The 12,057-nt window shown below is 77.8% G+C and carries 15 protein-coding genes; 10 read left to right on the top strand and 5 right to left on the bottom strand.

Going from position 1 to position 12,057, the window contains the following annotated elements:
- From FA014_RS13685 to FA014_RS13665, 5 genes are all read right to left on the bottom strand, one after another.
- Positions 1-733, bottom strand: a 733-nt coding sequence (locus FA014_RS13685; protein WP_154730216.1) for a UbiA family prenyltransferase, incomplete at its 3' end; no start/stop codon positions are given.
- Positions 734-817: 84 nt separating this feature from the next.
- A complete protein-coding gene (locus FA014_RS13680; protein WP_154730215.1) occupies positions 818-1,489 on the bottom strand; it encodes a PAS and ANTAR domain-containing protein in 672 nt (223 codons plus the stop codon).
- 155 nt (positions 1,490-1,644) lie between these two features.
- Positions 1,645-2,868 carry a DNA polymerase IV gene (dinB, locus tag FA014_RS13675; RefSeq protein WP_154730214.1) on the bottom strand — a complete coding sequence of 408 codons (1,224 nt, stop codon included), beginning with the start codon at positions 2,866-2,868 and terminating at the stop codon, positions 1,645-1,647.
- Positions 2,869-2,914: 46 nt separating this feature from the next.
- A complete protein-coding gene (locus FA014_RS13670) occupies positions 2,915-3,295 on the bottom strand; it encodes a hypothetical protein (RefSeq protein ID WP_154730213.1) in 381 nt (126 codons plus the stop codon).
- A gap of 50 nt (positions 3,296-3,345) precedes the next feature.
- Positions 3,346-5,229 carry an anthranilate synthase family protein gene (locus tag FA014_RS13665; protein ID WP_154730212.1) on the bottom strand — a complete coding sequence of 628 codons (1,884 nt, stop codon included), beginning with the start codon at positions 5,227-5,229 and terminating at the stop codon, positions 3,346-3,348.
- 209 nt (positions 5,230-5,438) lie between these two features.
- On the opposite strand from FA014_RS13665, the gene FA014_RS13660 reads away from it, so the two are divergent.
- The 10 genes from FA014_RS13660 to FA014_RS13615 form a co-directional block, all read left to right on the top strand.
- The gene (locus FA014_RS13660) at positions 5,439-5,744 is read left to right on the top strand and encodes an ArsR/SmtB family transcription factor (protein WP_230323152.1); all 306 of its coding nucleotides are present in this window, start codon (positions 5,439-5,441) and stop codon (positions 5,742-5,744) included.
- Positions 5,741-6,130 (top strand): VOC family protein, encoded by a 390-nt coding sequence (locus tag FA014_RS13655; RefSeq protein ID WP_154730211.1) that lies wholly within the window; start codon positions 5,741-5,743, stop codon positions 6,128-6,130. Before FA014_RS13660 ends, FA014_RS13655 begins: the two co-directional genes overlap by 4 nt.
- 152 nt (positions 6,131-6,282) lie before the next feature.
- Positions 6,283-6,783: a hypothetical protein gene (locus FA014_RS13650; RefSeq protein ID WP_230323151.1), complete on the top strand. Its 501-nt coding sequence runs from the start codon at positions 6,283-6,285 to the stop codon at positions 6,781-6,783.
- A gap of 233 nt (positions 6,784-7,016) precedes the next feature.
- Positions 7,017-7,898: a manganese catalase family protein gene (locus FA014_RS13645; RefSeq protein ID WP_154730210.1), complete on the top strand. Its 882-nt coding sequence runs from the start codon at positions 7,017-7,019 to the stop codon at positions 7,896-7,898.
- A 10-nt stretch (positions 7,899-7,908) separates the two neighbouring features.
- Positions 7,909-8,766, top strand: a complete 858-nt coding sequence (locus FA014_RS13640; protein WP_154730209.1) for a hypothetical protein — start codon at positions 7,909-7,911, stop codon at positions 8,764-8,766.
- Between the two features lie 167 nt (positions 8,767-8,933).
- Positions 8,934-9,299, top strand: coding sequence for a phage holin family protein (locus FA014_RS13635; RefSeq protein ID WP_230323153.1), 366 nt, complete (start codon positions 8,934-8,936; stop codon positions 9,297-9,299).
- Positions 9,292-9,933 carry a DUF3618 domain-containing protein gene (locus FA014_RS13630; RefSeq protein WP_154730207.1) on the top strand — a complete coding sequence of 214 codons (642 nt, stop codon included), beginning with the start codon at positions 9,292-9,294 and terminating at the stop codon, positions 9,931-9,933. Before FA014_RS13635 ends, FA014_RS13630 begins: the two co-directional genes overlap by 8 nt.
- Before the next feature lie 172 nt (positions 9,934-10,105).
- A complete protein-coding gene (locus FA014_RS13625) occupies positions 10,106-11,077 on the top strand; it encodes an ABC transporter ATP-binding protein (protein ID WP_154730206.1) in 972 nt (323 codons plus the stop codon).
- A 65-nt stretch (positions 11,078-11,142) separates the two neighbouring features.
- Positions 11,143-11,811, top strand: a complete 669-nt coding sequence (locus tag FA014_RS13620) for an ABC transporter ATP-binding protein (protein ID WP_154730217.1) — start codon at positions 11,143-11,145, stop codon at positions 11,809-11,811.
- On the top strand, positions 11,808-12,057 hold a 250-nt coding region (locus tag FA014_RS13615), incomplete at its 3' end, for a hypothetical protein (protein WP_230323150.1). The genes FA014_RS13620 and FA014_RS13615, both read left to right, overlap by 4 nt.

Below are 12,057 nucleotides of genomic sequence, written 5' to 3'. Positions count from 1 at the left end.
CCGCCGCCAGGGCGAGGCCGGCCACGGCGACGGCACCGGGCGCCCCCGGCGGGCCCAGCGCCACCACCGCGACGGCGGCGAGCAGCACGCCCGCCGCGCCGGTCGCGGTCCGTCGCCGCCCGAGCCGGTGCGGGAGCCCCCGCACGCCCGTCGCGGCGTCGTCCTCCAGGTCGGGGAGCACGTTCGCGAGGTGCGCGCCGACCCCGAGCAGCGCCCCGCCGCCGGTGACCCACCACGGCGCCAGGACGTCCCCGCCGGGCACCCCGAGCGTCGCGACCGAGGGCAGCCCGCCGAACGCGACGGCGTACGGCAGCCAGGACCACACGGTCGACTTGAGGCGGGCGTTGTAGGCCCACGCCGCGGCCACCAGCGCGAGGTGCAGCAGCGCCGCGGCCGGCCCGAGGGCGAGCGAGAGCGCCGCGCAGGCGGCGAGGGCCAGCAGCGCGGCGCGGCGCAGGGCGGCCACGGTGACGGTCCCGGCGACGACGGGCTTGTCCGGGCGCCCCACGGCGAGGTCCCGGTCCGCGTCGATCCAGTCGTTCGACCAGCCGACCGACAGCTGGCCCGCCAGCACGGCGGCCGCGACGAGGAGCGCCCGGCCCGGTCCGGCACCGGCCGCGCCCGCCGCGTACGCCCCGGCGAACACGGTGACCGCGAACGCGGGCGGGGCGTGGGCGGCGCGGACCAGCGCGGCGGCGCGCCGTGCTGTCGTGGGTGCGGCTGCCGGCAGCATGGCCCTCCTCGCCCGGGGCCCGCCGCGGCGGCGCGCCCGTGCAGCCGACCGTAGCGGCGCGGGGCGCAGGCGGCCCGGGGAGGGTCAGGCGCGGACGCCGGCCACGGCGGTGCGGTGCGCGGGCGCGAGCAGCCCCTCCAGGAACTGGCTGACCCGGCCCGGGTCGTGCTGCAGCGTGGGGAGTGCGCCGACGATGGCGCGGGCGAGCACCCGGATCGGCACGTTCGCGTCGTTCGACGCCGCGCGCAGCACCAGGAACGCCGCCTCAGGGTCGAGCTCGCGGACGAACGCGACGACCCCCACGGCCTGGTCGATCGCCGACCGGCTCGCCGCGGCCGCGGCGATGGACGCCGTCGCGGCCGCCCGCGCGCGGTCGTCCACGACGTCGGTCAGGTCGATGAAGTAGCCCGTCACCTCGGCGGGGCCGCCGACCGGCGCCCGGCCGCGGCCCTCGCCGACGACGACCACCACCCGCGCCCGGCCCCGCGCGTCCACGACGCGGTGCACGGCGGAGAACGGGCGGCCGGTGCGGCTCGCCGCGTCGAGCTCGGCGACCGCGCGGTCCCGCTCGTCCGGGTGCGCGTGCGCGAGCAGGAGCTCCGTCGTCGGCACCACCTCGTGCGGCGCGAAGCCGTGGATCGCGTACACCTCGTCCGACCACCACCAGCGCTGCGTCGTGACGTCGAGCCGGTACGAGCCCGCGTGCGTGCAGGCCGCAGGCCCCTGAGCACGCTCCGGGCCGGTGGTGGGAATCATGGAGGCCGCCCCCGTCCGGGTCCCCCGGCGCCCCGGGCGGTCGGCTCCACCCGGGCACCGCTGTTCTGGTCGACGGTACGCGCGCGGGGGCGGGCGCGACACCGGGGTGCGGCCGCCGCGGCGACCGGCCGGCGGGTGCCGGGTGCGCCGGTCGGTCAGGGCGGCTCCTCGTCGTCGTCCGGCAGTGTCGGGACCTCGAGCCCGGACCCGCGCCGGAGCAGCGTGCCGCGCACGAGCACCCCGGAGCCGAACCGGTCGGCCACCGCGTCGACGGCGGCGCCCAGCCCGTCCGCCGCCGGGCCGTCGAGGTCCAGCTCGGGCTGCCAGTGGTCGTCGGGCTCGAGCCCGGTGAGGGCGATGCCCACCAGCGTGATCCCGCGCTCGGTCAGCAGCGGCGCCGCCTCGGTGAGGAGGGCGACCGCCGCCGCGGCGATCTGCGCGCCCGACGCGGTGGCGAACGCGAACGAGCGGGACCGCGTGGCCTTCGTGTAGTCGGCGAACCGCAGCCGCAGCACCACGGTCCGCGCGAGGCGGTGCCCGGCCCGCAGCCGCCGGCACACCCGGTCGGCCAGGCCGAGCAGGGCGGCCCGCACCTGCGCGGGGTCGTGCGGGCCGCGGCCCAGCGCGCGCTGCGCCCCGACCGACCCGCGGCGGCGGCCCGTCTCGACCCGGTCCGGGGTGCGGCCGTGCACGACGGCGTGCAGGTGCCGGCCCATGGCGGGTCCGAGCGCGTGCTCGAGGACCGACCGGGGGAGCGCGGCGACGTCCCCGGCGGTCGCGAGCCCGAACGCGTGCAGCCGGTCCGCGGTGACGGCACCGACGCCCCAGAGCACCTCCAGGGGCAGGGGGTGCAGGAAGGCGTCCTCGCCGTCCGGGTCGACGAGCAGCAGCCCGTCGGGCTTGGCGACCCGGCTGGCGACCTTGGCCAGGAAGGGCGTCCGGGCGACGCCGACGGTGATGGGCAGGCCCACCTCGTCCCGCACCCGGTCCCGCAGCCGCGCGCCGAGCCGGACGGGCGCCGCGTCGATGCGGTGCAGGCCCCGGACGTCGAGGAACGCCTCGTCGATCGACACCCCCTGCACCGCGGGGGTGGTGTCCCGGAAGATCGCGAACACCGCGCGGCTCGCCGCCGTGTACGCGTCGAACCGCGGCCGCACCACGACCAGCCCGGGGCAGAGCGACCGGGCCTGCCGCGCGCTCATCGCGGTCCGCACGCCGCGGCGCTTCGCCTCGTAGGACGCCGCGAGCACCACGCCGCTGCCGACGGCCACCGGCCGCCCCCGCAGGCGGCGGTCGTCGCGCTGCTCGACGGAGGCGTAGAACGCGTCGAGGTCGGCGTGCAGGATCCCGGCGACGGGCGGGTCCGGGGGCGCGGGCATGGAACACATGTTCGACCCGGGGTCTGACACCCGGGCCCGCCCCCGGTCAGACCGGGGGGCCGTCCATCCGGGTCGCCAGCAGGCCGGAGCCCAGCAGCGCGCCCAGGGCCGCGCCGCCCAGCCCGAAGCCCAGGGCGCCCACGTCCCCGAGGGCGACCAGCCGCACGAGCGAGGCCACCAGCAGGGCGGCGCCCGCCAGCAGCGCCGCCAGCCCGAGCGCCGCCAGCACGCCGTCGACGAACGTCGCCCGGCTGGCGCCGGGGTCGAGCAGCCAGCCCGTGCCGAGCGCCGCGGCGGCGGCCAGGGGCAGCAGCAGGGCGCCGGGGGGCCGGCCGAACCAGCCCGGGACGAGGAGCAGCACGGCGCCGGCCAGGGTGACGACGGCGAGCCAGCCGGAGGTGGTCGAGACGCCGGTGCGCGAGGCCATGGGAGGTCACGCTAGCGGGCGCGCGTCCCGCCCGCCGCCGGCGCCCGGTGTCACCCGGGCATCACCCCCGCGGCGGCCGTGGTGGCCAGCGCGTGCCGCACGAGCCGGCGCAGCGTCGCCAGGCCGTCGGAGGACAGCACGCTCTCCAGGTGCCCCTGGACGGACGTGACCCCCGGGCCGCGCAGCGCGTGCACCACGCCCGCGGCGTCCGCGGCCACCTCGAGCCCGAGCAGCGGGGTCCGGGCTTCCACGGGCGCGTGCCGCGCGGCGAACGTGTTGTAGAACCCGATCGCCGGCCGCTCCCCGAACACGTCCACCTCCAGCCGCACGCCCTGACGCGGCGCGGGCAGCGGCGCGACCGGCAGGCCGGCCTGGAGCGCGAGCACCTGGTGGCTCAGGCAGACCGCGAGCAGCGGGGCGCCGGTGCCCAGCCGCCGCGCCGTCAGCGCGTGCAGCCGCCCCACCCGGGGGTCGTCGAGGCGCCGCGGGTCGCCCGGCCCCGGCCCGAGCACCAGCAGGTCGGTGTCCGGGTCGTCGGGCACGTCCTGCCAGGGCACCACCCGGGCGTCGAGCCCGAGGTGCCGGAGCTGGTGGGCCAGCATGGTCGTGAACTGGTCCTCGGCGTCCACCACCAGGGCGGTGCGGCGCTCGACGGCCGGGTCCGGCTCCACCGCCTGCGGCCGCAGCCAGAACGCCGCGAGCCGGTCGTTGCGCGCGGCCAGGGCCGCCGCGACGCCCGGCTCGTCGGCCAGGACGGGGACGGCGCCGCCGCCACCCACCGGGGCCACCGCCCCGATCGCGGTGAGCACGCCGGCGGCCTTCGCGTGCGTCTCCGCGACCTCGCCGTCCGGGGAGGAGTGCCGCACCAGGGTGGCGCCCACCGGCACGGTGACGCGGCCGGCGGCATCGAGGTAGGCCGTGCGGATGAGGATGGGCGCGTCCACCTCGTACCCGGGCGTGCCGTCGGGCCGGGTCGTGCCGTCCGGCTCCAGCAGCGCGAGCACCCCGGAGTAGTAGCCGCGCGGGGTCGTCTCGTGCCGCGCGATCACCGCGCAGGCGTTGCCCATGGGCGACCCGGTCACCGTCGGGGCGAACATCGTCAGGCGCAGGACCTCGCGCACGTCGAGGTCGGTCCGGCCCTCGAGCACGTACTCGGTGTGCGTGAGCCGGGACATCTGCGCCAGGTACGGCCCCAGGATGCGGCCGCCGTCCGGGCAGACGGCGCTCATCATCTTCATCTCCTCGTCGACCACCATGAACAGCTCCTCGCTCTCCTTGGTGTCGGCCAGGAACGCGAGCAGCTCGGCGCCGGTCGGCTGCGCGGAGCCGTGCCGGAAGGTGCCGCTGATCGGGTTCATCCGCGCGACGCCCCCGGACACGGACACGTGCCGCTCCGGGGTGGCGCCGGCCGCGGCGAGCCCCGGCGTCCGCACGGCGAACGTCCAGTACGCACCGGACTCGCGCTCCAGCAGCGCGCGCAGCCAGCCGAGCACGGCCCGGCCGGGTGCGGCGTCGGTCCGGGCCACGAAGTCGCGGCGCAGCACGAAGTTCGCGCCCTCGCCGCGGCCGATCTCGTCCTCGACCACGGTCCGGACCCGGTCCGCGTACGTCGCGTCGTCGACGTCGAAGCCCGCGGGCCGCACGGGCACGGCGTCGGGGAGCACCGCCAGCGCCTCGGCGAGCGGCGCCCGCTCGCGGTCCCGCACGAGCAGGCAGCGCAGCGGGGCCCCGTCGTCGTGGGCGGCGAAGCCCCGCTCGCGGACCTGGCGGAACGGGACGAGGGCGAGCACCGTGCCGCCGTCGAGGGGTACGTCCGCCAGGCGGTCGACGTCGAGCACGTCGCCGACCAGCACGTCCAGCCAGTCCGCGCCGCGGCGGTGCAGCACCGCGAAGGGGGTGGCGTCGTCGTCGAGCAGGGAGCGGAGCAGGGTCATCGCGGGAGCCGTTCGGTCGGGGACCGGGTGGTCCCGCCGCGCCCGCGGCCACGACCACCCGGATCAGGGGCGGTCGTCGACGCGTCGAGGGGTCCGCCTAGGAGGCGGGCCACCAGCTCTGCGTCGTGAACATGCGCCCACGGTACTGCACACCCGGCCCGAGGCGGCGGGGGTTGATAGGCAACCGTCAGGTTGCCTATGGTGGGGGCGTGGACGAGGTGTTCCGGGCGCTGGCGGACCCGACGCGGCGGCTGCTCCTCCAGGAGCTGCGCCGGCGGGACCGGCAGACCCTGTTCGAGCTGTGCACCCGGCTCATCACCGCCCACGGGGTCGCCGTCACCCGGCAGGCGGTCTCGAAGCACCTGGGCGTGCTGGCCGACGCCGGTCTGGTCCAGGTCACCCGGGCGGGCCGCACCACCGTGCACCGCCTCGACCCCGGGCCGCTCGCCGGCGTCGCCGGCTGGCTCGACGCGATGTCCGCACCCGCACCCGCAGCCCCCGAGGAGTCCCCGTGATCATCACCACCGCCTCCGTGTTCGTCGACGACCAGGCCAAGGCGCTCGCCTTCTACACCGACGTCCTCGGGTTCCGTCCCAAGACCGACGTCCCGGTCGGGGCCCACCGCTGGCTCACCGTCGTGTCGCCCGAGGCGCCGGACGGCGTCGAGCTGCTGCTGGAGCCGGGGGAGCACCCGGCGGTCGCGCCCTTCAAGGCCGCGCTCGTGGCCGACGGCATCCCGTTCACGAGCTTCGGCGTCGCCGACGTGCACGCCGAGCACGCCCGGCTCGAGGCGCTCGGCGTGCGGTTCGTCCAGCCGCCGACCGAGGCGGGACCGGTCACGGTCGCCGTCCTCGACGACACCTGCGGCAACCTGATCCAGATCGCCTCGGCGGCCGGCTGACCGGTCCGGCGTGCGGGGCCGCCCGCGCCGCGGGGCCGCCTGCGCCGAGGGAGCACCCGACACGCCGAGCGGGTAGTCGCCGGCTACCCGCTCGACGTGTCCCGTGCTCGCTCGCGGTGGTGGGCCCGCGCGGGCCGCCGCACGATGGCCGCATGACCGACGACGCACCGCAGCAGCAGCCCGACGCCGACCGGCCCGACCGCGCGGGGGGCGAGGGCTCCGCCGAGCGGCCGGACGCCGCCCACCTGCCGCCCGAGGGCGTCCCCGACGCCGTGGTGGAGGCCGTCGGCGGCGTGACCGCCGCGTTCGAGGTGGTCGAGCACGCCCGGGGCATGCTCTACGCCTTCCACCGGCTGATCGGGCGCGCCGACGCGGAGCTCGCCGACGCGCTCGACCGCCTCGCCGACGCGGGGCACCCCGACGTCGCCGACGAGCTGCGTGCCGAGATCGTCGGCCGGAACGTGCTCGAGGGTCGCTGGACGTTCCAGGTCGTCGAGGACTTCGACGACGGCTACTACCGGGCGTTCGCCGACGCCGAGCGGCGCACCCGCGACCGGCTCGTGGCGGGACGCCGGCACGTCTACGAGTCGCAGCTGAAGGAGCGCAACCGCACCCACGGTCGCCCCGGCCACGAGGCGCGGCCGACCGCCTGACCGCCGCGGGCATCGCACGGCGGGCGCCGCCGCGCAACCGCTCGCTCGGGAGGCGGGTTCACCCGGACGGACCTAGCGTCGGGGCAGGCGACGGGTCTGGTCCCGGCGCCCTCGTGCCGGTGCAGCAGGGCGCCGGCGCCACGCCCGGTCCGGCGTGGCGCCCGACCGGCGCCCCTCCGCGACCGCGGCTCCGCAGACGACACTGCCCCGGGTTCCGGGGCGCGGAGGTCGCGATGTTCTTCCACCGTCAAGAGCTGCAGTTCAAGTCCACGCCCGACAAGCCGGACGCCGTCTACGCGCGCAAGCTCCAGGAGGTCCTGGGCGGGCAGTACGGCGAGATCACGGTCGCGATGCAGTACGGGTTCCAGTCCTGGAACACCCACCTGCCCGGCAAGTACCGCGACCTGCTGTACGGGATCGGCGCGGAGGAGTTCGGCCACGTCGAGATGCTGGCGACGATGATCGCGCAGCTGCTGGAGAAGGCACCCATCGGGATCACCGAGGAGGCCGTCCAGAAGGACCCGACGATCGCCGCGATCGTCGGCGGCACGGACGTCCAGCACGCGATCGTCGCCGGCGCGGGCGCCCGCCCGGTCGACAGCAACGGCAACCCCTGGAGCGCCGGCTACATCACGGCGAGCGGCAACCTGCTGGCCGACTTCCAGGCGAACGCGAACGCCGAGATGCAGGGCCGCGTCCAGGTGGCCCGGCTCTACCACATGACCGACGACAGCGGTGTCCGGGACATGCTCGCGTTCCTGCTGGCGCGGGACACCATGCACCAGAACCAGTGGATCGCCGCGGCGCGCGAGCTGCAGGAGGAGGGCTTCGAGGGCATCCCGACCCCGAGCAACTTCCCGATCGACCAGGAGCACCGCGAGGTGTCGTACCAGTACATCAACTTCTCGAACGGGACCGACGCCGACAAGGGCTCGTGGGCCTCGGGCCCGACCCCGGACGGCCTCGGCGAGTTCACCTACGTCGCGGAGCCCCCGGCGGGCGTGCCGATGCCGCCGCCCACGCAGCCCGACCCGCGGCTGTACGGCACGACGGCGAAGCCCAACCCGGTGGAGAAGGCCACCGGGAAGCTGAAGGACACCTTCAAGAGCGAGTGAGGAGGACGCGATGAGCACGCAGGACAGCGGCGCAGCCGCAGCGGTGGGAACCGCGAAGGAGCAGGCGTCCGGACTGGCGCACGCGGCCGCGGACAGCGGCCAGGGGGTGCTGCACGAGGCCAAGGGCCAGGCGGCCGACGTCGTCCACGAGGCGACGAGCCAGGCGCGCGACCTGCTGGGCGAGGCCCGTGCGGGGCTGACCAGCCAGGCGTCGGACCAGCAGGCGCGGGCCGCCTCCAGCCTCCGGTCGCTCGGTGACGAGCTCGGCCGGATGGCGGACGGCTCGGAGCAGGGCGGTCTGGCGGCCGACCTGGTCCGGCAGGTCGCCGGGCGCACCGGGTCCGTGGCGAGCTGGCTCGAGAACCGCGAGCCGGGCGACGTGCTGGGTGAGGTCACCGACTTCGCGCGGCGCCGACCCGGCGTGTTCCTGGCCCTCGCGGCCGGCGCCGGCGTGCTCGCCGGGCGGCTGACGCGCGGGCTGAAGGACGCGCCGCCGTCGAGCGGCTCCACGGGCTCGACCGGCTCGTCCCCGGCCGGGGCGGCCACCGGTCGGTCGACGTCGTCGGCCGGGTACCCGGCCGGCAGCACGCAGGGTCTGTCCACGGCGGCCGGCGTCGCCGGCGGCCCGGGCGTGGTCGCGGGTGGCACCGCGGAGGTGACCGACGTCGACGCGGAGTTCGGCGGCGGGCAGCACCGTGAGCCGGGCATGGTCGACGAGGGCGGTCTCGGCTCCGAGGAGCAGGCCTGGGCGGCGGCGGGCGGCGAGGCGCCGGTCGCCCCGACGCCGGGCCACCTGCCGACGGCGGACGACCAGGGCACCGCGGGCGGCGACCCGCTGGCCGGCCTCCGCCGCGAGGACCAGCCGTGACCGGGCCGGGGGACCCGACCGTCGCCGCGGCCCCCGGCGCGGGTCCCGGTGGGCCGGGCACGGGCGGCACGGCGGGCGCCGTCCCTCCCCTCGGCGACGCACCCGGTGCGGCGCCGGCGGGGACGGCACCGTCCGGGACGGGCGAGGACCGCCCGTCGCTCGGCGACCTGATCGGCAACGTCACGCAGGACCTCTCGGCGCTGCTGCGCCAGGAGGTCGAGCTGGCCAAGGCCGAGCTGACGCAGTCCGCCAAGCGGGCCGGCCGGGGGAGCGGGATGCTCGCCGGCGCCGGCGTCGCGGGGCACTTCGTCCTGCTGTTCCTGTCCATCGCCCTGTGGTGGGCGCTGTCGCACCCGCTCGGCCACGCGTGGTCGGCGCTGGTCGTCGCGGTGATCTGGGGCGTCATCGCGGCGGTGCTCGCGCTGCGCGGGCGCGCCGAGCTGCAGCGGGTCAAGGGGGCGCCGCGCACCGCGGAGACCGTCAAGAAGATCCCGAACGCCCTCAAGGGCGACGAGGAGGCGAACCATGAGTGAGAACCCGGACGAGATCCGCGCCCGGATCGAGGCGACCCGCGCCGACCTGAGCGCGAACGTGGACGCGGTGGGCGACGCGCTCGACCCGCGCCAGGTGGCGCACCGGCAGGCCGACAAGGTCCGCAGCAGGGTCGGCTCGGTCCGTGACCGGGTCATGGGCACGGTGCACGACGCCCGCGACACGGTGGGCGGCGCGGCGGGGAGCGTGTCGGGCTCGGCGCAGTCCGCCGCCGGGTCGGCGTCCTCCGCGGCGCACGGCCTGGCCGAGGGCGTGCAGGGTGCGCCGTCGGCGGTCGCCCGCAAGACCGAGGGCAACCCGCTGGCGGCCGGCCTGATCGCCTTCGGCGTCGGCTGGCTGGCGGCGTCGCTGCTGCCCTCCTCGCAGAAGGAGCAGCAGGCGGCCCAGGCGGTGAAGGACCAGGCGCAGCAGCTCGCGCCCCAGGTCAAGGAGGCCGCGGGCCAGGTCGTCGACGAGCTGCGCGAGCCGGCGCAGCAGGCCGTGGACCAGGTCAAGGAGCGCGCCACCGAGGCGGTCGGCTCCGTCAAGGAGCAGGGCACCCAGGCCGCGAGCGACCTGAAGGACCAGGCGCAGGAGTCGGCCCAGGAGGTGCGGCAGGCCCCGCAGCAGGGCTGACCCCGCACCGAGGACGCCGCCCCGGGAGCACCACGCTCCCGGGGCGGCGTCGCGCGCGCCGGCGACCGGCCGGGCGCCGCCGGCCGCCTCCGCGCGGGTGACGTGCGGGGCGAGCCGCCGACCCCCGGGGACGGGCGGGGTAGAGTCCCGCCGTCGTCCGAGGAGGGGCACCGTGCAGCGCAGCATCGTGGAGGAGCTCGGCGACCGGCTCGCCGCGCCCGAGGAGTTCGGCAGCCGCGCCCTGGTCGCGTGCGACGCGGTCGTGCGGATCTTCCGGTCCGGCGGGGTCGAGGTGCAGGCCCTGCAGGGGCTGGACCTGCTGGTGCACGCCGGGGAGATGGTCGCCGTCGTCGGCGCGTCGGGCTCCGGGAAGTCGACGCTGCTGCGCATCCTGTCGGCCGCCGACACGCCGAGCGCCGGACGGGTCCGCGTCGGCCGCTGGGACCTCGGTGCGCTGAGCGCCCGCGACCGGGTGACCTACCGGCGGACGGTCGTGGGCACGGTCCGGCAGCAGACCGCCCGCAACCTCGTGCCGTACCTGACCGCGCGGCAGAACGTGGCCCTGCCGCTCACCCTGGCGGGCGCGCCGCGGCGGCAGTGTGCCGCGCGGGTCGGGGAGCTGCTCGACCTGGTCGGCCTCGCCGACGCCGGCGGCCGGCGCCCGGGCGAGCTGTCCGGCGGCGAGCAGCAGCGGGTGGCGATCGCGGTGGCGCTCGCCAACGGCCCGCGGCTGCTCCTCGCGGACGAGCCGACCGGCGAGCTCGACACCGTCACCGGGCAGCAGGTCTTCGACGCCCTGCGGGCCGCCCAGCGGGACGCCGGCACGACCGTGGTCGTCGTGACCCACGACCCCACGGTGAGCAGCCAGGTGGAGCGCACGGTGGCGATCCGGGACGGGCGGACCAGCAGCGAGGTGCTGCGTCGGTCCCACGTCGGGGACGACGGCGCCGCCGCCGTGGTGGCCGAGGAGTACGCCGTGATGGACCGCGCGGGCCGGGTGCAGGTGCCGCGGGAGTACCGCGAGGCGCTCGACCTGACCCGGCGGGTGCGGCTGGCGCTGGAGGCCGACCACGTCGCCGTGCGACCGGACGGGTCCGGGACGGGCGCAGGCGGGCCCGGGCGGCGCCGGCACGGTGCCGCGTGACCGGGGACGCGCGCGACGTCGCGCCGGCCGGGGCGGTGCCCGGCGCGGGGCCGGAGCCCGCGCCGATGGTCCGGGTCCGCGGCGTGCACCGCACCTACGGCTCCGGCCGGTCCGCCGTGCACGCGCTCCGCGGCGTCGACCTGGACGTGGCGCCGGGCGAGCTCGTCGCGCTGGTCGGCCGGTCCGGGTCGGGCAAGACGACGCTGCTCAACGTCGTCGGCGGCCTGGACCGTCCGGACGCCGGTGCGGTGCACGTCGACGGGACCGACGTGGCGACCCTGGACGCCGTCGGGCAGGTCCGGCTCCGCCGGGACGTCGTCGCGTTCGTGTTCCAGACCTTCGGGCTGGTGCCGGTGCTGAGCGCGGCGGAGAACGTCGCCGTGCCGCTGCGGCTCCGGGGGCTGCCGGTCGCCGACCGCGAGCGCCGGGTGGCCCTGCTGCTGCGGCTGGTCGGCCTGGACGGGCACGCGGCCCTGCGCCCCGACGAGCTGTCCGGCGGCCAGCAGCAGCGGGTGGCGATCGCCCGCGCGCTCGCCGGCTCGCCGCGGCTGCTGATCGCCGACGAGCCCACCGGCCAGCTCGACACCGAGACGGGCCTCGCGGTGATGGCGCTGATCCGGGCCGTCGTCGAGGCGGAGAGCATGGCGGCCGTCGTCTCGACCCACGACCCCGTGATGATCGGCCTGGCGGACCGGGCGGTGCGCCTGGTCGACGGGCGCGTGCTGCCGGCATGAGCAGCGCCTGGGCCCGGGAGGCGCCCGCGCTGGCGCTGCACCGCGCCCGGGCGCAGGCGCCGCTGCTGGCCGCGGTCACCGCCACCGCCCTCGTCGCGCTGACGGTGCTGGCGACGTGCGGGCTGCTGCTCACCTCCGGCCGCCGGGACGCGCTCGACGCCGCGCTGGCCGCGGCGGGGGTCGGCGGGACGCAGGTGGTGGCCCGGGTGGTCCCGCCGGCCGGGGCGGGCGCCGCGGACGCCGACA

Origin of the sequence: Cellulomonas hominis (genome assembly GCF_005239125.1) — a bacterium.
In the GTDB taxonomy this organism is placed as follows: domain Bacteria; phylum Actinomycetota; class Actinomycetes; order Actinomycetales; family Cellulomonadaceae; genus Cellulomonas; species Cellulomonas hominis_A.
This window is presented reverse-complemented; position numbering and strand designations above follow the sequence as displayed.